Origin of the sequence: Xanthobacter autotrophicus (assembly GCF_005871085.1) — a bacterium.
Lineage (GTDB): Bacteria > Pseudomonadota > Alphaproteobacteria > Rhizobiales > Xanthobacteraceae > Xanthobacter > Xanthobacter autotrophicus.
Window position 1 is genome coordinate 641288 of record NZ_VAUP01000015.1, and the last position, 21046, is coordinate 662333.

Annotated in this window: 22 protein-coding genes; 9 read left to right on the forward strand and 13 right to left on the reverse strand. The window is 68.2% G+C overall.

Annotated elements, in window-relative coordinates:
- Positions 1–150 precede the first annotated feature (150 nt).
- Positions 151–672, forward strand: a complete 522-nt coding sequence (locus tag FBQ73_RS07740; protein WP_138398882.1) for a SixA phosphatase family protein — start codon at positions 151–153, stop codon at positions 670–672.
- A gap of 113 nt (positions 673–785) precedes the next feature.
- Positions 786–2219, forward strand: a complete 1434-nt coding sequence (locus FBQ73_RS07745; protein WP_138399037.1) for a YcjX family GTP-binding protein — start codon at positions 786–788, stop codon at positions 2217–2219.
- Between the two features lie 64 nt (positions 2220–2283).
- On the opposite strand, the gene FBQ73_RS07750 is transcribed toward FBQ73_RS07745, so the two are convergent.
- The 4 genes from FBQ73_RS07750 to FBQ73_RS07765 all read right to left on the reverse strand — a co-directional run bounded on the left by FBQ73_RS07750 (position 2284) and on the right by FBQ73_RS07765 (position 5859).
- Positions 2284–2925, reverse strand: a complete 642-nt coding sequence (locus FBQ73_RS07750; RefSeq protein WP_138398883.1) for an ABC-type transport auxiliary lipoprotein family protein — start codon at positions 2923–2925, stop codon at positions 2284–2286.
- 7 nt (positions 2926–2932) lie between these two features.
- A complete protein-coding gene (locus FBQ73_RS07755; RefSeq protein ID WP_138398884.1) occupies positions 2933–3856 on the reverse strand; it encodes an MlaD family protein in 924 nt (307 codons plus the stop codon).
- Between the two features lie 62 nt (positions 3857–3918).
- Complete coding sequence (locus FBQ73_RS07760; RefSeq protein ID WP_138398885.1) at positions 3919–4725, reverse strand: ABC transporter ATP-binding protein; 807 nt, start codon at positions 4723–4725, stop codon at positions 3919–3921.
- 6 nt (positions 4726–4731) lie between these two features.
- The gene (locus FBQ73_RS07765) at positions 4732–5859 is read right to left on the reverse strand and encodes an MlaE family lipid ABC transporter permease subunit (protein WP_138398886.1); all 1128 of its coding nucleotides are present in this window, start codon (positions 5857–5859) and stop codon (positions 4732–4734) included.
- Positions 5860–6232: 373 nt separating this feature from the next.
- Here FBQ73_RS07765 and dgcA point away from each other — a divergent pair, with 373 nt between their 5' ends.
- Positions 6233–7219: an N-acetyl-D-Glu racemase DgcA gene (gene dgcA, locus FBQ73_RS07770; protein WP_138398887.1), complete on the forward strand. Its 987-nt coding sequence runs from the start codon at positions 6233–6235 to the stop codon at positions 7217–7219.
- On the opposite strand, the gene FBQ73_RS07775 is transcribed toward dgcA, so the two are convergent.
- The 5 genes from FBQ73_RS07775 to FBQ73_RS07795 all read right to left on the reverse strand — a co-directional run bounded on the left by FBQ73_RS07775 (position 7189) and on the right by FBQ73_RS07795 (position 12097).
- The gene (locus FBQ73_RS07775; protein WP_246089614.1) at positions 7189–8382 is read right to left on the reverse strand and encodes an MFS transporter; all 1194 of its coding nucleotides are present in this window, start codon (positions 8380–8382) and stop codon (positions 7189–7191) included. The genes dgcA and FBQ73_RS07775 overlap by 31 nt on opposite strands.
- An 8-nt stretch (positions 8383–8390) precedes the next feature.
- Positions 8391–9392 (reverse strand): threonine ammonia-lyase, encoded by a 1002-nt coding sequence (locus FBQ73_RS07780; RefSeq protein ID WP_138398888.1) that lies wholly within the window; start codon positions 9390–9392, stop codon positions 8391–8393.
- Positions 9389–10456 carry a glycosyltransferase family 4 protein gene (locus FBQ73_RS07785; RefSeq protein ID WP_138398889.1) on the reverse strand — a complete coding sequence of 356 codons (1068 nt, stop codon included), beginning with the start codon at positions 10454–10456 and terminating at the stop codon, positions 9389–9391. Before FBQ73_RS07785 ends, FBQ73_RS07780 begins: the two co-directional genes overlap by 4 nt.
- Entirely contained in the window at positions 10456–11265 is an 810-nt protein-coding gene (locus FBQ73_RS07790; protein ID WP_210236715.1) for a UDP-2,3-diacylglucosamine diphosphatase, read from the reverse strand. The genes FBQ73_RS07785 and FBQ73_RS07790 overlap by 1 nt, the downstream gene beginning before the upstream one ends.
- A 217-nt stretch (positions 11266–11482) precedes the next feature.
- On the reverse strand, positions 11483–12097 hold the full coding sequence (locus FBQ73_RS07795) for a LysE family translocator (protein WP_246089615.1): 615 nt from the start codon (positions 12095–12097) through the stop codon (positions 11483–11485).
- A gap of 125 nt (positions 12098–12222) precedes the next feature.
- Between FBQ73_RS07795 and FBQ73_RS07800 the strand changes: the two genes are divergently transcribed.
- Positions 12223–13071 carry a fumarylacetoacetate hydrolase family protein gene (locus FBQ73_RS07800; protein ID WP_138398892.1) on the forward strand — a complete coding sequence of 283 codons (849 nt, stop codon included), beginning with the start codon at positions 12223–12225 and terminating at the stop codon, positions 13069–13071.
- A gap of 37 nt (positions 13072–13108) precedes the next feature.
- On the opposite strand, the gene FBQ73_RS07805 is transcribed toward FBQ73_RS07800, so the two are convergent.
- The 3 genes from FBQ73_RS07805 to FBQ73_RS07815 form a co-directional block, all read right to left on the reverse strand.
- Positions 13109–14230, reverse strand: a complete 1122-nt coding sequence (locus FBQ73_RS07805; RefSeq protein ID WP_342780530.1) for a carboxylate-amine ligase — start codon at positions 14228–14230, stop codon at positions 13109–13111.
- Between the two features lie 250 nt (positions 14231–14480).
- Complete coding sequence (locus tag FBQ73_RS07810) at positions 14481–15209, reverse strand: 16S rRNA (uracil(1498)-N(3))-methyltransferase (protein WP_138398894.1); 729 nt, start codon at positions 15207–15209, stop codon at positions 14481–14483.
- Positions 15210–15490: 281 nt separating this feature from the next.
- A complete protein-coding gene (locus FBQ73_RS07815) occupies positions 15491–15883 on the reverse strand; it encodes a c-type cytochrome (protein WP_138398895.1) in 393 nt (130 codons plus the stop codon).
- 189 nt (positions 15884–16072) lie between these two features.
- Here FBQ73_RS07815 and FBQ73_RS07820 point away from each other — a divergent pair, with 189 nt between their 5' ends.
- The 5 genes from FBQ73_RS07820 to FBQ73_RS07840 are packed head-to-tail and all read left to right on the forward strand — an operon-like array spanning position 16073 to position 20021.
- Complete coding sequence (locus tag FBQ73_RS07820; RefSeq protein ID WP_210236695.1) at positions 16073–16720, forward strand: amino acid kinase family protein; 648 nt, start codon at positions 16073–16075, stop codon at positions 16718–16720.
- Positions 16717–17298, forward strand: a complete 582-nt coding sequence (locus FBQ73_RS07825; RefSeq protein WP_138398896.1) for a flavoprotein — start codon at positions 16717–16719, stop codon at positions 17296–17298. The genes FBQ73_RS07820 and FBQ73_RS07825 overlap by 4 nt, the downstream gene beginning before the upstream one ends.
- A gap of 1 nt (position 17299) precedes the next feature.
- Positions 17300–18718 carry a DUF6513 domain-containing protein gene (locus FBQ73_RS07830; protein WP_138398897.1) on the forward strand — a complete coding sequence of 473 codons (1419 nt, stop codon included), beginning with the start codon at positions 17300–17302 and terminating at the stop codon, positions 18716–18718.
- Complete coding sequence (locus FBQ73_RS07835; protein WP_138398898.1) at positions 18715–19284, forward strand: DUF447 domain-containing protein; 570 nt, start codon at positions 18715–18717, stop codon at positions 19282–19284. Before FBQ73_RS07830 ends, FBQ73_RS07835 begins: the two co-directional genes overlap by 4 nt.
- Complete coding sequence (locus FBQ73_RS07840; RefSeq protein ID WP_138398899.1) at positions 19281–20021, forward strand: (5-formylfuran-3-yl)methyl phosphate synthase; 741 nt, start codon at positions 19281–19283, stop codon at positions 20019–20021. The genes FBQ73_RS07835 and FBQ73_RS07840 overlap by 4 nt, the downstream gene beginning before the upstream one ends.
- 22 nt (positions 20022–20043) lie before the next feature.
- Here the strand turns inward: FBQ73_RS07840 and FBQ73_RS07845 are convergent, their stop codons facing one another.
- Positions 20044–20751, reverse strand: a complete 708-nt coding sequence (locus FBQ73_RS07845) for a type 1 glutamine amidotransferase (protein ID WP_170218783.1) — start codon at positions 20749–20751, stop codon at positions 20044–20046.
- Positions 20752–21046 lie beyond the last annotated feature (295 nt).

Sequence of the window (21046 nt, forward strand, 5' to 3'; positions counted from 1 at the left end):
GTTTATTTGCGGCGCTCTCGTGACATTTTGCGCGGGATACCGGCGCTGGTATCTGGCGGGGCGTGACGCTGCGGCGCGGGCATTCTGGTTGCACCGCACACACTCCCTCAGTCATAAGAAGCGGCATTTCATTGATTGGTTTGGAAGCTCATGCGCCGTCTGATCTTGCTGCGCCACGCCAAGTCCGACTGGCCGGACGGCATTGTCGACCCCGAGCGCCCGCTGGCACCCCGGGGGCGCACGGCGGCGCCGCGCATCGGCGCCTATATCGCCCAAGAGCAATTGGTGGCGGATCGCGTGCTGGTCTCCCCGGCCCGCCGCACCCGCGAGACCTGGGATCTGGTGGCCGCCCAGTTGCCGCCGATTAAGGTGGTGGCGAGCGAGCCGCGCGTCTATGACGCCTCCGCCGCGCGGCTCCTGTCCGTGGTGCGCGAGCAGCCGAAGGACGCCCACAGCCTCATGCTGGTGGGCCACAATCCGGGCCTCAGCGACCTTGCCACGCTGCTTGTATCGACGGGGGCGGCATCCCATCTGTCGAAGATGGCCGAGAAATTCCCCACCGGCGCCCTCGCCGTCATCGATCTTCCCGTGGATGAATGGTGCGAGGTGGTGCCCGGCACCGCGCGGCTCGACCGCTTCATTACCCCGCGCGAGCTGTCTGGAAGCGACTAGGCATGGCGCGCGTCACCGACGCCATGACCGGAGCGCGGATGGCGCTGAGAACATTAGGCGACCAAGTGGAGGGCCTTGCCAAGCCCACCCTCAGTCTCAGCGTCGCCGACGCCATGGACGAGGCACGGATCGCCTTTCGGACCCTGGCCGACCGGGTGGAAGGCATTGCCCATCCTACCCTGCGCCTCGGCGTCACCGGCCTGTCGCGGGCCGGCAAAACCATCTTCACCACCGCCCTTATCCATGCGCTGACCCGTGGCGGCCGGCTCCCGGTGTTCGAGGCGGCCCAATCCGGCCGCATCGCCCGCGCCGAGTTGCAGCCGCAACCGGACGACGCGGTGCCGCGCTTCGCCTATGAGGACCACCTGAAGACGCTGGGCGTGGCGCGCCAATGGCCCGCCTCCACCACGCGGGTCAGCGAGTTGCGGCTCTCCATCCGCTACGCCACGGCGCGCGGCAGCCTGCGCACCCTCACTCTTGATCTCGTGGACTATCCCGGCGAGTGGCTGCTGGACCTGCCGCTGCTCGACATGAGCTATGCCGATTTTTCCCGCCAGAGCCTCACCCTGGCGCGCGCGCCGGCCCGCGCGGATGTGGCGGCGGCCTGGCTCGCGGCGGTGACGGCCGCTCCGGTGGACGGGCCCCAGGACGAGACCCGCGCGCGGGAAATCGCGGCGCTGTTCACCCAGTACCTCTCCGCCTGCCGCAGCGAAAAACTGGCCATGAGCTTGCTGCCGCCTGGTCGCTTCCTGATGCCTGGGGACCTTGAAGGCTCCCCGGCCCTCACCTTCGCCCCCCTCGATGTGGGCGACAAGTCGCCGAAAGCGGGCAGCCTCGGCGCCATGATGGAGCGCCGCTTCGAGGCGTACAAAAATGCGGTGGTACGACCCTTCTTCCGCACCCATTTTGCCCGGCTCGACCGGCAGATCGTGCTGGTGGATACGTTGGCCGCGCTCAATGCCGGGCCGGCTGCGCTGGCAGACCTGGAGCGCGCGCTCGACGGCATCCTCGCCGCCTTCCGCACGGGTCGGAACAGCCTGGTGAGCACCCTGTTCCGGCCGCGCATCGAGAAGGTGCTGTTCGCCGCCACCAAGGCGGACCATCTCCACCGCTCCAGCCACGACCGGCTGGAGGCGATCCTGGCCCGCCTCGTGGAGCGTGCCCGCGCAAGGGCGCACGACCACGGTGCGGCATTGGACGTGGTGGCGCTGGCCGCCATCCGCGCCACGCAGGAAGCGCGGGTCCGGCGCGACGGGCATGAACTCGACGCCATCGTCGGCACGCCGGAGGCCGGACAGGAGGCGGGCGGCCACCGCTTCGACGGCACCGAAGACATGGCAGTTTTCCCCGGCGACCTGCCGGCGGATCCCGATGCGCTGTTCGATCCCTCGGGGGCCGGATTCCGCGGGCTCGCCACAGCGGTGGAGGGGGACGCGGACTTCCGCTTCCTGCGCTTCCGCCCGCCGGCGGGGATCGGCGACGGCCCCATACCGCACATCCGCCTCGACCGGGCGCTGCAGTTCCTCTTGGGCGACCGGCTGGCGTGAGGCGGGCACACGCGCCAGCTCGACGGCGGCGCGAATGCCTCAGGGCATCGGGGGACGGGCGGCCTCAGAACTTCGCCGAGGCCCAGCGCACCATCTGCACCAACACCTGCTCCTGCGCCGAATCCAGCGCCGCAGTCGCCACCGGGCCGGCGGTGGAGGCGGCCGGAACCGCCGCCTTGAACACCTGCGCCGCGAGGATGCGCCCGCTCTGGGTGCCGATGAGCTTGGCCGACAGCTCCACCACCGCCACCGGCCCCTGATCGGTGATGCGCAGGGCGAAGGTGCGAATGTCGATAACCAATTGGTAGTCCGCATTCACCCCGTCCCCGGGACGGGCGACGCGGCGCAGCTTGCTGGCATTCTCGAAGGCCTGGATGGTGCGGGCCTGCAGCAGCGCCGGCAGTGTGTCGCTCCACTGGGCATCCGAGAGATAGGCCACCTGACCCGGACCCGGCTCCACCATCACCTTGTCGGTGTTGAGTACGGCGAGCGCGTTGGGCGCCACCACAACCATCTGGGCATTGCCGCTGCCACCGGCCGTGAAACCGCTGGGGGCGGACAGGTTGTAGGTGGGGGTCGGCGTCGAGCCGCATCCCGCCAGCGCGAGGGTCAGGGCCGCGCCGAACAGGAGGGCAGAGAGCCGCGACATGGCGTGGACGTGGAGGGAGAGGCGGCGAGCGAGACGGCTCCTGCGAACGAAAGTCATGATCGGCTCATCGCCCGTATTTCGGAATGGAATTGCCGCCGCCGAAAATGAACTGCTGCGGGTTGCGCTCGATGTTTCGGAGCACGCGGTCGATCTCGTTGAGGGTACGCCGGCCGTCGGTCGCCAGCGCCTCATACTGTTTGAGTCCCGGCCCTGTGAAGCGGCTGACCTGCTCGGTGAGCAGGGCGGTGCGCTGGTCCAGATTGTCGGCAAGCCTGCGCACCGAGGTGGCGGCATCGGTGGCCTGCACCAGCAAGCCGTCCTTGTCCTCGGTGGCCTTCTGCAGGTTCACCACCACCTTCTCGACCTTCTCGGCGACGCCGTTGAGCTGCTTGACCAGCGAAGCGGACTGCTCGATCAGGCTCGCCACATCGTCGGACTTCGAGGCCACGGCCTTCGAAAACGTCTCAATGTTGGCGATGATTTCCTTGATGTCCTGCGGATTGATGGCGTCCAGCACCACCTCGATCTTCTTGGCCACACCCTGAGCCGAGGCGAGGAGCCCGGCCATGCCAGCACCGCCGTCGGCGGTGATACGCGGCACACCGTTCGGCCCTATTGGCAGAGGCGGGGCACCGGGATGGCCGCCGCGGATGGAGACCACGACGATGCCGGTCAGGCCCTGGGATTCGAGACCGGCCTGGGCATCCGACAGCACCGGCACATCATTGTTGATGGCGACCCGCGCCAGCACCTGCCCCGGCTGGCCCGGCACCAGGCCGAGGCCGGTGACCTGTCCCACGGGGATACCGTTGAAGAGCACGTTGTTGCCCTGGCGCAGACCCGCCACCGAGCCGTCGAAGAGGACCTCGTAAGCCTTGCGCGCGGCGGAATCCTGCGGTCCGGCGAACCAGTACACGAAGCCGAACGCCGCGGCGAGGACCGCGAGCGTGAAGGCTCCGATGATGGTGTAGTTGGCCCGTGTTTCCATACCTGATCCCGGCTCCGTTCCGACCTCGCCCCCGCCGTCCGGTCCGCCCCTTCATCCTTGAGTTATCGACGCCCCGACTGCACCGCCCGTGCCCGCGTGCCGTGGAAGTAGGCCCGCAGCCAGGGATGCTGTTGTGCCATCATGTCTTCGATGGTGCCCTGCGCGATCACCTTGCCGTCCGCCAGCGCGGCGATGCGATCGCACACGGTATGCAGACTGTCGAGATCGTGGGTTACCATGAAAACCGTAAGCCCCAAAGTCTGTTGCAACGTACGGATAAGCTCGTCGAACTCGCCGGCGCCGATGGGATCGAGGCCGGAGGTCGGCTCATCCAGAAACAGGATTTCCGGGTCGAGAGCGAGCGAGCGTGCGAGTGCGGCGCGCTTGATCATGCCGCCGGACAGCTCCGACGGCAGCTTTTCCGCAACGTCGTACTTCAGGCCGACCATCTCGATCTTGGTGTAGGCGATCTCGTCCAGCAGGCGCTGGGACAGGTGCAGATTCTCCCGCAGCGGGAACTGGATGTTCTGCTTCACCGTGAGCGAGGAGAACAGCGCGCCCTGCTGGAACAGCACCCCCCAGCGGCGCTCCAGCGCCGAGCGCTCCCTCTCGGAGAGATCGTCCAGATTCTGGCCGAACACCTCCACCGTACCCGATTGTTTGGGCACGAGGCCGAGGATGGTGCGCGTGAGCACCGATTTGCCGCCGCCCGAGGTGCCGACGAAGCCGAGGATCTCGCCGCGATACACGTCGAGGTCGAGATGGTTCAGAATCACGCGGTCACCAAAGCCCACCACGATGTCGTGGACGGAGATGATCGCTTCCCTGTGGTTGGTCGCCTCGGCGGTGGTGGAGGTGCGCGCGTCCATGCCGCCTCACATGTCGATCGCGGCGAAGAACATGGCGAAGACGCCGTCCATCACGATCACGAGGAAGATGGCCTTCACCACCGAGGCGGTGGTGTGGGCGCCCAGCGATTCGGCGCTCCCCCCCACCCGCAAGCCTTCGAGGCACGCGACGATACCGATGGTCGCCGCCATGAAGGGGGCCTTGATCATGCCCACGTTGAACTGGTCCATGTCGATGGCGCCCTTGAGGCGGTCGAGGAACACGTCGGGCGTGATGCCGCCGTAGCCCCAGGACACCAGCCCGGCCCCGAGCAGGGACGACATGGAGCCGATGAAGGTCAGCAGCGGCAGGGCGATGATCAGCGCCAGGAGCCGCGGCACCACCAGCACCTCCACCGGGTCGAAGCCCATGACGCGCAGCGCATCGACCTCCTCGCGCATGCGCATGGAGCCGAGCTCGGCGGTGTAGGCGCTGCCGGAGCGGCCGGCGATCATGATGGCGACGATGAGCACGCCCAGCTCACGCAGCACCAGCACGCCGACCATGTCGACCACATAGATGTCGGCACCGAAGCGGCGGAAATTGAAGATGCCCTGCTGGGCCAGGATGCAGCCGATGAGGAAGGTGATCAGGATGATGATCGGCACCGCCCTGAGGCCGACCCGGTCCAGCTGGTTCACCATGGCGGTGAAACGGAAGCTGCGCGGGCGCAGCAGCACCCGCCCCATGGCCGCCACCGACGCGCCGACGAAATTCAGCAGCGCCGCGGCATCGGCGGCCACATTCACCGTCTCGTGGCCGAAGCGCTCCAGGATCGCCTCGTGCCGCCGGGCCGGCGGGGGCTGTTCCTGCCCCATCCGGCCCATTTCCTCGATGAGCACCTTGTAGCGCGGCGCCAGCCCCTTCACCTGCGGCTCGACGCCGGTGCCCTTCCAGGACCGCTTCAGCCGCTCGAACAGCAGGGCGCCGAAGGTGTCCATGCGCTCCACGGCGGACAGGTCAATCTCCACGCCCTTGGGATGGGCGTAGGTGTGGGCGGTGTTGTCCACCGCCTGTTCCAGTTCGTCGGCATATTCGGATGTCCATGCGCCGCGCCCGGCCACGGTGAGGCGGTCGTCCTGGCTATGCACGGAAATCAGGGAGGCGTGGGGCAACGCTTGGTCTCCATGGGGGGCGCCGCGAAACGGCACGACGCCAGCCTGTCCTTCTCGCCGGAAACACCGGGCGATCCGACCCGGACGAACCGAGCCGATGCCCCAACCTCCGACCGCCTGTCGCCCCGCATATGGGTGAAACGTGTCCGGATGAACACGCAATCATCCACTCGTTTCTTTCAGCTTCGCCTGCTGCGATGCGACACGCAGCCGACACTGCGCCCGTGGAGGCACGTCCCTGCGACCCCATGAACGATGAATTAAGCCATACAGACAAGACGCCTTCGCGTCGAGATCACCAAGGACACACCCCGGCGCCATCCGCTCTTGCACCCGCGAAGCGGACCGCGGAATCGGATATTAGGCTTAATCCATGGCCCAACTTGCTCTCAGCATCGAGCGATTCCCCATCGCCGGCACCTTCACCATTGCCCGTGGCTCCAAGACGGAGGCCGTGGTGGTGGAGGCACGCCTCTCCCACAACGGCGCTACCGGGCGCGGCGAATGCGTACCGTATGCGCGCTACGGCGAGAGCGTGGAGGGCGTCGCCGCCGCCATCGCCGCCCTCGGCCCGGACATCGCGGCGGGCCTTGATCGCGAAGCCCTGCAATACCGGCTGCCGCCGGGCGCCGCCCGCAATGCCCTCGATTGCGCCTTCTGGGACCTGGAAGCCAAGCTCACGGGCATGCGGGTGGAAGAGCACGCGGGCCTTGGCGCGCTCCGCCCCCTGACCACCGCCTTTACCCTGAGCCTCGATACGCCCGAGGCCATGGCGCAGGCGGCCGCCGCCGCGACGGCGGCCGGGCGCCCGCTGCTGAAGCTCAAGCTGGGCGCCCCCGGCGACCGCGCCCGGCTCCGGGCCATCCGCGCGGCGGCGCCCGAGGCGCGCCTGATCGTGGACGCCAACGAAGGCTGGAGCCCGGCCGATCTGCCGGTGCTGCTGGATGCTTGCGCCATCGCCGGCGTCGAGCTGGTGGAACAACCCTTGCCCGCCTCGGACGACCGCATGCTGGCGCGCACGGAACGACCGGTGCCGGTCTGCGCCGACGAGAGCGTCCATGACCGTGCCGGCCTTGCCGCCCTGCGTGAGCGCTATGATGCCGTGAACATCAAGCTCGACAAGGCCGGGGGGCTCACCGAATCCCTGGCCCTGGCCGAGGCGGCGGAGGGGCTTGGCTTCCGGGTGATGGTCGGCTGCATGCTGGCCTCGTCCCTCGCCATGGCCCCCGCCCTGCTGGTGGCGCAGCGGGCGCAGGTGGTGGACCTCGACGGGCCGCTGCTGCTTGCCCGCGATCGCACGCCTGGGCTGCGATACGAGGGCGCCCTGGTCTATCCGCCCGAGCCGGAGCTGTGGGGCTGAAGCCGCGCAGCGAGGAGCGCGGCCAACGCCCCCGCCAGTCCGATGGCGCTGGAGACCAGGAAGGCCATTGGCCCGAAGGCGGCCCACAGCGGGCCTGATGCGACGTTCGCGGACGACATCAGGATGCTGCCGATCCAGGCCGCCGCGGTCTGGCCGGTGCCCGAGCGGTGCTCGCTGACGCTGCGACTCACCAACTCCACCATGGCCAGAAACGTGGCGGCGAAGGTGAAGGCATGCAACATCTGCAACGGCACCAGCACGGCCAGCGGCGGGTCGGTTGCCATGGCCGCGAAGCGCACCACGGCCGCGATCCCGCCCACGGCGATGAGCACATGGGGCCCGAAGCGGACCACGAGACGGGTGCCAAAGCGGAACAGGGCCATTTCCGCCGCTACCCCCACCGCCCACAGCACACCGATGGTGGCAAGCGAATAGCCCTGCGCCTTCCAGCTCACGGAGGCGAAGGCATAAAGCGTGGCATGGCTGGCCTGAACCAGCGCCGCCGCGACGATGCCGGCGAGAACCCCGAGCCGCGCCCGCCGCCCTGTAATCGGCGCGGGCCGGGGCTCGGGTCGCGGCAGTTCGGGCAAGGCGAGTGTGGCCAGCACATAGGCGAGTTGCCCCGCCAGCATCATCAGCACCACCGAGCCGGCGCCCAGCATGCCGAGCAGCGCCCCGCCCACCAGATTGGCGACCAGGAAGGAGGCGGAGCCCCATTGGCGGGCCTTGCCATAGTCCGCCCGGCCCGCTCGCGCCTGCCGCGAGGCGTAGGAATCCAGCAGGGACAGGCTCGGCATCCAGGCCAGCGCCGTGAAGGCGAGGGTGACGAGGATGGCGGCGAAATCGACGGAAAGCGCGAGCATCGCCATGCCGCACGCCGCCGCCAGGGCGAGCGCGGCCAGCAAAGCCTTGGGCCGGCCAAGCCGGTCGGAGAGCAGGCCGAGCAGTGGCGTGGACACAAGCCGCGCCAGCATGGGCACAGCCAGGGCGATTCCGATGGCCTCGGGCCCCAGCCCGCGATCCTGGAACCAGAGCGGCAGGTAGGGCACCTGAATGCCCATGGCGAGGAAGAAAGCGGCATAGGCGCCGCTGAGACGCAGCCCCAGGGCTGGAACCGGGACACGCCCCGGCCGGTCATCGCCCTCCCCCACCTGTTTCACCACCGCCCGGCTCAGGCGGCGAGGCAGCGGATGAAGGTCTCGGGCTCCACATTGCCGCCGGACAACACGATAACCGCCGTGCCGCCGGAGACGCCGAGCCGGCCTTCGAGCAGGCAAGCCAGCGCCACCGCGCCGCCGGGCTCCACCACCAGCTTCAGCTCCAGGAAGGCGAAGGCCACCGCCCGCGCGACTTCCGCATCGGTTACGGAGGCGCCCTCGCCCACCAGCGGGCGGGTGATCTCGAAGGTCAGCGCGCCGGGGGTCGGCGCCAACAGCGCATCGCAGAACGAGCCGGAAGGCTCGGCATTGCGCTCGCGCACGCCGGAGCGGAACGAGCGGGCGTGGTCGTCGAAGCCGGCGGGCTCGCAGGCCACCACCCGGGCGCCGGGCGAGCGCGCCTTCACCGCCAGCGCGATGCCGGCCACCAGGCCGCCGCCGGAGACATTGGCCGCCACAAGATCGGGCACAAGCCCCAGCGCGGCGAGGTCCTGTACGATCTCAAGACCCACGGTGCCCTGCCCGGCGATGACATTGGGGTCGTCATAGGGGGGAACCACGATGGCGCCGCGCTCCTGCGCGATGGCGCGGGCGATGGCGTCGCGGTCCTCGGTGCGGCGGTCGTAGCCGACCACCTCGGCGCCGAGCGCCTTGGTGCGGTCGCGCTTCAGGGCCGGCGCGTCGTGGGGCATGACGATCACGGCCGGCATGCCCAGGAGCCTGGCGGACGCGGCAACCCCCTGCGCGTGATTGCCCGACGAGCAGGCGACCACGCCGGCGGGCCGGTCCGCCTCGGGGATCTGCACCATGCGGTTATAGGCACCACGGAACTTGAACGACCCGGTGCGCTGGAGCGTCTCCGGCTTCAGGAACACGCGCGCGCCGGTGCGCTCGCTGAGAATGGGCGAGAAGACGAGGGGCGTGCGCACGGCAACACCGGCGATCCGGCGGGCGGCGGCCTCCACGTCAGCGACGGAGGGAATCGGGGCGGGACTGGGGATGGTTGGGGCGCTCATGCCCCGGACGCTATCCGACGCCGGCGGCGAAGGCGATAGCGGCGCGCGATGGGACCGATGTCGTGGGCGATGAGCACATTGTCGATGAACTGCCGCGCACTCTCACGCCACGTGTAGCGCAGCGCGAAGCGCCGCGCCGCCGCCGGCGACAGCTCCAGCGCCTTCAGGCAGGCGGTGCGCAGGTCGTTGTCGAGGACGCCCACCGGCTCGGTGGCATCCTCAAGCACGTCGGTGGGACCGGTGACAGGATAGGCGGCCACCGGCAGGCCGCTCGCCAGTGCTTCCAACAGCACGATACCGAAAGTGTCGGTGCGCGAGGGGAAGCAGAACACGTCGCAGGCGGCATAGACCTGCGCCAGGTCCTCGCCCTCCTTCGGCCCGAGGAAATGGGCCGCGGGGAAGCGCTCCTTCAGGCTGTTGAGTGCCGGTCCACCGCCCACCACCACCTTGGAGCCGGGCAGGTCCAGCTCCAGGAACGCCTCGATATTCTTTTCCACCGCCACCCGGCCGACGAAGAGATAGACCGGGCGCGGCAGGTTCAGCGTCGCCTCGGGACGGGGGCGGAACAGCTCCGCATCCACCCCGCGCGACCAGCGCATCAGCCGCTTGAAGCCCCGCGCCTCAAGGTCGCGCTCCAGGGTTGCGGTGGAGACCATGACGCCACCGCCCGCATTGTGGAACGAGCGCAACCAGGCATAGGTCAGCCGCTCCGGCACCGGGGCGCGGGCAGAGAGATATTCGGGAAATTTGGTATGATAGGAGGTGGTGAAGGTCCGCCGCGAGGCGATGCAGGCCCGCCGCACCAGGATGCCGATGGGGCCTTCTGTGGCGATATGCACGAAATCCGGCTGCATGGCCTCGATCCGCCGCATGATCATGCGCGGCGTCGCAAGCGCCAGGCGGATCTCGTTGTAGCTGGGCATCGGAATGGACCGGAACCCCTGCGGGCTCAGGAATTCCAGTTCTGCACCGAGGGCGGCCGCTTCATGTGCGGTGTACTCCAGGGAGCGCACCACACCGTTGATCTGTGGATGCCACGCATCGGTGGCCACAAGAACCCGCATCAAGCCGCCGCGCGCGCCCCCTCTACCATGTCCTGCTGCTCCACCGGGGCCTTCTGGAGGTTCCGCGTCCAGCAGATGATCTCCAGGTGGCCGTCCTCATATTCGGCGATGGCAGTGCAGCTTTCCACCCAGTCGCCGCAATTCACATAGCTGACGCCGAACTGGTCGTGAATGACCGCGTGGTGGATATGGCCGCAGATGACCCCATCCACCCCGTTGCGCTTGGCTTCGTCCGCCACCGCTTCCTCGAACTTGCCGATGTAGTTGACCGCGTTCTTCACCTTCAGCTTCGCCCACTGGCTCAGCGACCAATAGGTGAGGCCGAGCCGGCGGCGCACCTTGTTGACATAGGTGTTGGTGGTCAGCGCAGCGGAATAGGCCCAGTCGCCCAGGAATGCGAGCCACTTGGCGTGCCGCACCACCACGTCGAACACATCGCCGTGGATGACGAGGTAGCGCTTGCCGTCCGCCGCCTCGTGGATGGCGGTTTCCACCACCTCGATGCCGCCGAAGTGGGTGCCGTAATAATCGCGCAGGAATTCGTCGTGGTTGCCAGGCAGATAGACCATGCGCGTGCCCTTGCGGCCCTTGCGCAGCAGCTTCTGCACCACGTCGTTATGCTTCTGCGGCCAGTACCAGGAGGACTTCAGCCGCCAGCCGTCCACGATATCGCCCACCAGATAGATGGTGTCGGCGTCATGGTATTTGAGGAAGTCGATGAGGAGGTCCGCCTGGCAGCCCTTGGTGCCGAGATGGACATCGGAAATAAAAAGGGCGCGGAAGCGGCGCGCTTGGGGACTGTCGCTCACTTGGGGACTGTCGCTCACGCAATCACCTCCCGCCTTGACCTGCCGTTAGGGAATTTCCCCCATCAGACAGGCGACTTGCGACGGCCTTTCGACGTCGAAGTCTCAACAACTGACCTTGCGCCTTCGAAGCGCAGTCCGGACTTAGCCGGAGTCTCGTTTCCTTTTTATGACGCTTGCGCGAAAAACGAAAGCGCAAACGCTCATCCTTACGGCATGGTCAGAAAAACAGCAGTAATACACTGGCAGCTACGGAGGCGGCTAAAAGTCCATTGACCCACTGACGCAGCTTTTCATCCGAAAGCAGCTGCGACAACGCGACGCCGAACACGGCCCAAAGCGCGAGAGACGGCAGCGCCGTCAGCGAGAATACCAGCGCCACGATCAGAACCTGCGGCACGACATCTCGCGCAGGGTCGACGAAAGTCGGAATGACGCTCAGGGCCACCGTCCACGCCTTCGGATTGACCCATTGGAAAGCGGCCGACCCGAAGAAGGAGGGTGCCGACTCAGCCCCGCCCTCCCCTGCGTCCGGCGCGTCGGCATGGAGCAGGCTCCAGGCGAGGTAGAGCAGGTAGGCAGCGCCGGCGAGCTTGAGGGCCAGATGCAGGGCCGGCACCGCCACGAACAGGCGGCCGAGCCCCAGGCCGATGGCCATGACCAGCAGCGGAAACCCCGCCGCCACCCCCAGCATCTGCGGCACGGTGCGCCGGAAGCCGAAGCGCGACCCGGACGCAGCGGCAATCAGATTGTTGGGTCCGGGCGTGACGCCGGCCACGAAGGAGAACAGGACGAGGGGCAGGATCTGGTCAATCATCGGCAGGGTTCGGGGCATGGCGTGCATTTTCTTGGAGCCCCACCATTGACCAATGCCCGCGTCCGCGCCAGCGTGCGCGCCCGGCGAGCGACCGCGCGCCGCACGCGCTTGACATCCAATGATACCACTAGGGAGTTCCACCGATGAAGCTGGTCCGCTTCGGGGAAAAAGGGCAGGAAAAGCCGGGTCTAATCGATTCAACCGGCAAGGTGCGCGACCTGTCCTCGGTCATCCCCGACCTCGCCGGTGAGGCGCTCTCGCCCGCCAGCCTGAACAAGATCGCGGCGGTTGATCCGGCCTCCCTGCCGGTCGCCCCCGAGGGCGCGCGGCTCGGCTCCTGCGTGGCACGGCCGGGCAATTTCGTCGCCGTGGGCCTCAATTTCGCGGACCACGCGGCCGAGACCAACAACCCCATCCCCGAAGAGCCGGTGCTGTTCAACAAGGCGCCGAACTGCGTCGTCGGCCCCGACGACGACGTGATGATCCCCAAGGGCTCGCTGAAGCTCGACTGGGAAGTGGAGCTGGCCTTCGTCATCGGCACCCGCGCCCGCTATGTGGAAGAGAAGGACGCCCTCGCCCACGTCGCCGGCTATTTCATCTGCAACGACGTGTCCGAGCGCCATTTCCAGATCGAGCGCGCCGGCCAGTGGGCCAAGGGCAAGGGCTGCGAGACCTTCGGCCCGCTCGGCCCCTGGCTGGTGACCAAGGACGAGATCCCCGACACCTCGGATCTTGCCATGTGGCTGGAGGTGAACGGCGAGAAGGTGCAGAACGGCTCCACCAAGACCATGATCTTCCGGATCCCGTTCCTGGTGCACTACATCAGCCAGTTCATGGTGCTGGAACCCGGCGACGTGATCACCACCGGCACCCCGCCCGGCGTCGGTCTCGGCTTCAAGCCGCCGCGCTTCCTGAAGGCGGGCGACGTGATGCGCGTGGGCATCGCCGGCCTCGGCGTGCAGCAGCAGACCGTGGTGCCGTTCCAACTGTGAGGTTTCGGGCCGGGGACGACGGTTCCCGGCCCTCCCGTCACTGAAGCGTGGCGTGGGCCAGCCAGGTCTTCACGGCGTCAAGGGCCTCGTTGCGCTTGCCGGTGCGGTGCTGGGCTTCCTGGAAAACGGCCAATTGCACGTCGGCGCTGGTGCCCGCCTCGGCGATGGTGCGCACGTGCAGGAGGGCGTCGAGGCAGCCCAGCGCCTCCGCATCCTCCCCCACCAGATGGACGAGGCCGTCCACCGCATCGCGCACCGACACCGCGCGGCGCTGGACCAGATCCACGAACGAGCCGTGGATGCCGTAGCGCTGGGCGCGCCACTTGTTCTCGTCGGCGATGGCGCGGTCCACCGTGCCCACGTCCTTGTTGTGGTGGCGGTTGCGCACCAGGAAACGCACCAAAGCGCGATAGAGCGCCGCGATCGCCACCGTGTCCTCGATGCGGGTGCAACTGTCGGGCGCGCGCAGTTCCAGCGTCGGCAGTTGGCGGGAGGGGCGAATCGCCCACCACACATAGCTCGAATCGGTGATCGCCCGCGCCTCCACCATGGCGTCGATGTAGCGCTCGTAGGCGGCGGAGTTCTCGAACATCTCGGGCAGGCCGGTGCGTGGCAGCTCGTCATAGGCGGCCAGCCGATAGCCCATGAGCCCGGTCTGCTTCGCCCCCCAGAACGGGGAGGAGGTGGACAAAGCGATGAAATGGGGAATGTAGGGCACCATGCGGCGCATCACGTCCACCCGCTCGTCGGGATCGGGTAGCTCCACATGCACGTGGAGGCCGCACACCATGTTGCGCTCGCCCAGCATCCTCAAGTCGTTCATGACGCCGTCGTAGCGGTTGGCCTTGGTGGCGCGCACCCCGTCCCAGGTGGCGGTGGGATGGGTGCCGGCGGCGATGAGCCCCAGCCCGTGCTCCGCCGCCACGTCCGCCACGGTGCGCCGGAGGCCCTTCAACTGGTCGAGGGCGCTACCCGCGCCAGTGGAAGGGCGGGTCGCCAGCTCCAGCTGTGATTGCAGCATCTCCACCGAGACGCTATCGCCCAGAATCTCCTTCAGCTCGTCGAAAAAGCCTGACGGCATGCGCCTTTGGACGGCATTCGTCTCCGCATCCACGACGAAGAATTCCTCTTCGATGCCGAAGCTGTAATCGTGCGACACGCAGGCCTCCCGCAGAAAATGCCAAAAAGGCGAGCCAGTAACGCCCATCCAACGGCTAAGTTCCGGACAGACTGACGCCGAATTCGACGAAAATGCGGCAACGCATGGCGAACTTCGTCGACCCTACTCTTTCAACATCTTAGCGCAACGCAGCATATTGCGAATCATTTGTATTTAAATGTGTCGGGATTCGTTGGAAATTCTTGATAGAAAGATGGGAACAAAACGGCGGCTGGGGCGTTTTCGCCGCTCAGCCGCCCCGCGCCGCGCCCACGAGGGCAAGGGCGGCCACCGCCGCCGTATCCGCCCGCAGGATGCGCGGGCCAAGCGACAAAGTGACCGCGCGCGGGGCGATGAGGGCGCGTTCGTCCGGGCTGAAGCCGCCTTCGGGGCCGATCAGCACGCTCACCGGCCCGTCCGGGGCAGTGCGCAGGGCGTGGATGGGATCATGGTCGGCCGCCGCCTCGTCGCAGAAGACGAGCACCCGTTCTGCGGGAAGCGCGTCGAGCCATTGGGCGAGCGGGCGCGGCTCGGCGACGCGCGGCAGGCTGAGGAGGCCGCATTGCTCCGCCGCCTCCACGGCATTGGCTGCCATGCGGTCGGAATTGACGCGAGACACCTGGGTGTAGCGGGTGATGACGGGGGAGAGCACGCCGGCGCCCATCTCCACCGCCTTCTGTACCATATAGTCGAGGCGGGCGTGCTTAAGCGGCGCGAAGGCATATTCCAGTGTCGGCGCCTCCGGCTGGGCGCGCACCTGAATACTCACCTCCAGGCGCACGTCGCGCTTGCCGCCGGCGACTCGGGTGGCGCGCCATTCACCGTCGCGGCCGTTGAACAGCAGCAAATCCTGGCCCACGGCCAGCCGGATCACGTTGGCGACGTAATGGGCCTGTTCGGGCGCGAGCAGGACGGACGCGTCCGGCCCGAGCGCGGCATCCACATAAAGGCGCTGGGCGCGAAAATCGTGATCGGGCATGCGGGTCCTCCTCCGGTGCGGGAGGGACACCACGACAGGCCGGCATTTGGCAAGCTCGACGGCAAGCCATGGACAGGTGATGTCCTGTGCGCTCACGGCGCGAGGGGGCGCCGGGAACAGGCGGGGTCCATAGGACCACCGCCTGCCGCCCCCAGCCTGAAAGACGAGGTAGCTTGCCCTGACCGGCACAACCTTTGATGGCTGAAGCGGGGCCGGTCTTCATCCCCTAAATGCGGGATGAGGTATCATTGCACGTGCGATAAGGGGCCGCGTCAGCGGTCCTATTTCTTGCTGCCGTCGGCGTTGAACTGGGCGAGGAAGGCGATGAGGTCCTTGCGCTCGTCCTCGTTCTTGATGCCGGCGAAGGCCATTTTGCCCTTGGGGGCGAGCACCTTGGGGTTGGTGAGATAATTGTCGAGGGTGGCCTCGTCCCACACCTTGCCGGCGGCGGCGCCGTCCTTGATGTCGGCCGAATAGGCATAGCCCTCGAAGTGCGCCCACTTGGCACCGACGATGCCGTTGAGCGGCGGGCCGACCTTCACCTTGGCGTCGGGGCCGATGGCGTGGCACGCCATGCACTTCTTAAAGGCGGTCTCGCCCTTTGCCACATCGGGATCCGCAAGGGCCGAGCCGGTGGCGGCGAGCATGAGAACCGAAGCCAGAATGAGACGCATGAAGCTTTCCTCTCTCAAACAGTCGCGGCCGGAAACGCTATTCATACATTCGAATATATGAAAAACACCCGTGCCGCCCAAACCCTTGCTGCAGCGCACAAAAATCCTCCATTGGAGGCAGCGCCGCGTCTCCTTAGCATGACTCCAGTAAACCCACCGATGCGACCTTGAGACCGAGCGGGAGACGTTGTGACCATCATCGTGAAGATCGGCGGCAGCCTGACACGGGGCGCCGCGCCGCGCCGCCTCCTGGCGCGCCTCGCCGCAGAACCGGGCCTGATGGTGGTGCCCGGCGGCGGGGCGCTGGCCGATCAGGTCCGCGCCGTTCAGCCGCAGTGGGGCCTTTCCGATGCCGCCGCCCACCGCATGGCGCTCCTTGCCATGGAACAGATGGCCCATGCCATGCTGGATCTCGAACCCCGCCTCAAGCCCGCCCGCACTCCGACTGAGCTGACGGCAGCCGCGGCCAAGGGCGCCGCCTTGTGGTTCCCGGCGACCATGACGCTGGGCCATGCCGCCATAGCCGAAAGCTGGGACGTGACCTCGGACAGCCTCGCCCTGTGGCTCGCGGCCGAGCTTGGGGCGGACCGGCTGGTGCTGGTGAAGGCGCCGGGCGCCCCCCTCCTCCCCGCCTCCGGCGACCGCGCCGCCGACATGGCGGCCTGGTCCGCCACGGGAGTGGTGGATGCGGCCTTTGCGACCATGGCGGTCCGGTTTACAGGCGATATTCTCGCCGTCCCCGCCGACGATGGGGACCGGCTCGATGCCGCCCTGCGCACCAGGGCGCGCGCGACCGAGTGGAACGAGGAAGCCAAGGAAGGTTCGCGTCCGTCATGACCGCCAAAGCGCCCCGCGCGAAAACGCCCCGTTGGGCCTGGGCCCTCACCGGCTCCGGGCACTATTTCACGGAGAGCATCGAGATCATCCGCGCGCTTCAGGACGTGGACCTGTTCATCTCGGACGCGGCCGAGGAAGTGCTGCGCATGTACAAGCAGGACAAGGAGCCTCTACCGGAACAGACCCAGGTGTTCCGCGACAACAGCGCCTCGTCCGCCTCCATCGGCCGCTTCTATCACGGCGAGTACCACACCCTCGTGGTGTCGCCCGCCTCGTCCAACACGGTGGCGAAAGCGGTGCACGGCATCTCCGACACCCTCGTCACCAATTGCTTCGCCCAGGCCGGAAAGTGCCGGGTGCCGGCCATCGTGTTCGCCTGCGACAGCCAGCCGGAGATGATCACCATGGCCCCCGAGGGTCCGGTGCCGGTCTATCCGCGCCGCATCGACCTGGAGAACACGCGCCTGCTCAAGGAATTCGACGCCACCGTGGTGGCCGAGACGCTGGACGAGCTGCGCGACGCCATCGCCCGCCGCCGGGCGGAGCTTGCAGCACTCTTCTCCCCACCGGCCGCCTGAGATGGCCGAGCGCGTCGCCCTCGTCACCGGGTCGCTAGCCGAGCCGCGCATCCGCCGCATCGCGGAGGAGATCGCGGACGAGGCGCTGGACCCGGTGGTGGTCAATGTGGGCGTGAAGGTCGCCGCCCTGATGACGGCGGATATCGTGGAGCGGCGCCTGAAGCTGCCGGAACGCATCGACCGCGTGCTCATGCCCGGCCGCTTCCGTGGCGACCTCGACCGCCTCGCCGCTCGCTTCGGCCTGCCGTTCGCGCGCGGGCCGGAGGAGGCGGCGGACATTCCTGCCTATTTCGGCAAGGGCAGGGGCCGCGCCGTGAACCTCGACCGGCAGGACGTGCTGCTATTCGCCGAGATCGTGGACGCCACCCGCCTCTCCATCGACGAGCTTCTCACCCGCGCCCGTTACCTCAAGGGCGAGGGGGCGGACGTGATCGACCTCGGCGCCCTGCCCGACAATCCCTTCCCCCACCTGGAAGAGGCCATCGCCGCGCTGAAGGCGGACGGCTTCAGGGTGAGCGTGGACAGCTTCGACCCACAGGAACTGGCGCGCGGCACCCGCGCCGGGGCCGATTATCTCCTCAGCCTCAACGAGCACACCCTCACCATCGCCGAGGAAGGCCCCGCCATTCCGGTGCTCGTGCCGGCGCAGGCGGGCGACCTTTCATCCCTCGTCCGGGCGATCGAGATGTGCGAGGCCAAAGGCCGGCCGTTCCTCGCCGATCCCATCCTCGATCCCATCCACCTGGGCTTCACCGCCTCGCTGGTGCGCTACGCCGAGCTGCGGCGGCTGAAGCCGGACATTCCCATCCTCATGGGCATCGGCAATGTCACCGAGCTGACCGACGCAGACACCACCGGCATGAACGCCCTGCTCATGGGCATCATCTCCGAATTGAAGCTCAATGCCGTGCTGGCGGTGCAGGTGAGCCCCCATTGCCGCACCGCCATCCGCGAGTTCGACCGGGCGCGCCGGGAATTCTTCGCCGCGCGGGAGGCGGGCGCCCTGCCCCAGGGCTTCGGCGGCGGCCTGATGGCCCTGCGCGACCGGCGGCCCTTCACCACCACGCCCGAGGAGGTGGACCGCCTCGCCGGCACGGTGGCCGACCGCAACTTCCGCATCGAGGTGACGGAAAAGGGCATCCACGCCTACAACCGCGACGGCCACCATGTGGCGCGCGACCCGTTCGACCTTTTCCCCCACCTCAAGGTGGAGGACGACGGCGCCCACGCCTTCTATCTCGGCGTGGAGACGGCGCGGGCGGAGATCGCCCTGAAGCTCGGCAAGCGCTACGCCCAGGACGAGCCCCTGAAATGGGGCGTGGCAGGCGAGACCGGAAGCAGCGCCGAAGACGCCCACCGGTTGACTTTCAAGGAAGCGGGCTCAACCCTTTCCGCAAAGAAGAAAGGCGACGCCACGTGATCCGGGAGACCATCGTCAGCACCCAATCGGCCGCGGGAGAGCCCCATGTGGCGCCCATGGGCGCGACCCTCGTGGAGGGCGGCTATCTGCTCCAGCCGTTCCGGCCGTCGCGGACGCTGGACAACATGGCGGCCCACGGGGTGGCGGTGGTGAATTTCACCGACGATGCCCGCGTGTTCGCCGGCTGCATCACCGGCCGCCACCGCTCCTGGCCCACCGTGCCCGCCACACGGCTCGACGGCGCGGTGCGGCTCGACCTGTGCCTTGCCCATGACGAGGTGGAAGTGACACGGATGGAGGATGATCCCACCCGCCCGCGCTTCTTCTGCCGCATCGTCCATCGCGAGCAACATGCGCCCTTCCTCGGCCTCAACCGGGCGGTGGCGGCGGTGCTGGAAGGCGCCGTGCTGGTGTCGCGCCTGCACATGATGGACCCCGAGCGGGTGGACCGGGAGATGAACTATCTCTCCATCGCCATCGAGAAGACCGCCGGCCCCGCCGAGCGCGAGGCGTGGGACTGGCTGTGCGAGACCATCGCCGACCACCGGGCGCGGGCGGCATCATGACCTTGCATGTGACCCTTTCCCCTACGGCGCGCCCGGGCCTGCTCGCCTCCGTGGCCACGCTCGCCGAGATGGAGGTGGCGCTCAGCGCCGGCGCCGACATCGTGGATCTGAAGAACCCCGCCGAGGGGGCGCTGGGCGCCTGGGCGGAGGCGCCGCTCAAGGCCGCCGTCGCCCGCTGGCGCGCGGCCGGCTGCGTCACCGGCCTCAGCGCCACCGTGGGGGACCAGCCCCTGGACGCCGCGACCATCCTTGCCGCTGCCCGGCGCACCGCCGCAACCGGCATGCCGCTGGTGAAGATCGGCTTTCCCCTCCCTTTGCCAGGCGCCGGGGCGGCGCTGGCCCCGGTCCTCGATGCCCTCCGGTCGCTGGCGCGGGAGACCCGGCTCATCGCCGTGCTGTTCGCCGACCAGGACCCGGACCTCTCCACCATCGCCCAATTCGCCGAAGCCGGCTTCCATGGGGTGATGCTGGATACGGCGGACAAGGCGGCCGGCGGCCTCCTCGCCCATCTGGGGGTGGAGCGCCTCGCCGGCTTCGTTGCAGAGGCCAGGGCGGCGGGCCTGCTCACCGGCCTTGCGGGCTCCCTGAAGCTTCAGGACATCGCGCCTTTGGCAGCGCTCAAGCCCCACTATCTCGGCTTCCGCGGCGCCCTGTGCGCCACCGGGCGCACCAGCGCCCTTGATCCGGCGCGGCTCGCGCGGGTGCGGGAGGAACTAAAGGGACGGGTGGCAGCTTAAGCGTTGCCCGCAGCCAAAGGCTTCACCACGTCGCCCGGAAGTTCCGATAGAGCTGCTCCGCCGCCTTACGGAACACCGGCATCTTCTCTTCCACCGCCTTCACCAGCAGGGCGCCGCCGCCGGGGCCGGTGATGGCCTCCAGCGCGCACCGATATTCGGTGATCTCGCCCCATTCGGGCACCGTGTCGTCGGTCAGCTCCACATGATACTGGATGCCGAAGGCCCGCTCCCCCACCTGCAGCGCCTGGATGGCGCAATGGTCGTTGTGGGCCAGCACCTTCGCTCCTTCCGGCTGCTTCAGCACGGCGGCGCCGTGCCACTGCAGGGTCGGGAAGGTGGGCGGCAGGCCGGTGAAGAACACGGAGTCCTGCCCCGCCTGCGTCAGCGACACATCGGTCACCCCCGCCTCGGGGCGCGGCATGAGGCCCACCTTGCCGCCCAGCGCGTCGGCCAGCAGCTGGTGGCCGAGGCAGACACCGAGATAGGGCTTGCCGGTGGCCACCCACGCCCGGATCGCGGCCTTCTCGGCCACAAGCCAGGGGTGCTCCTCCTCCTGCCACACATCCATGGGGCCGCCGAACACCATGAGGGCGTCATAGCCCTCAAGGGCGGGAATGGCCTCGCCCTCGTCCAGTTCCACGGCGTCCCAGATCACGCCTTCGGCACGCATGAAGTCGCGGAAGCTGCCGGGGTGCTCGGCGGCCACGTGCTGGAAAACGAGGACTTTCAAGGGATTCTCCCGGAGCGGGCGGAGCGGGCGCCGGCCATACTGGCGCACCGTCCGCCAGCGCGGCAAGGGCGTCACCGGGACGCGGCTGCCGCGAACCGGTATCATTATAAAGTGTGATGCAGGGTTTGACCCGCCCACCCCGGCCCGCTACTCCCCTTCCCATCGGGGAGTAGCCACCGCCTGCGGGCGGGGCCGTGCCAACAGGCTTGCGCAAGGCGCGCATGGCACGGCCAGCCGAATCATCGGCCCGGCGAGACCGTGCGCCACCCGTCCCGCGCGGACGGACGGGTGAAGC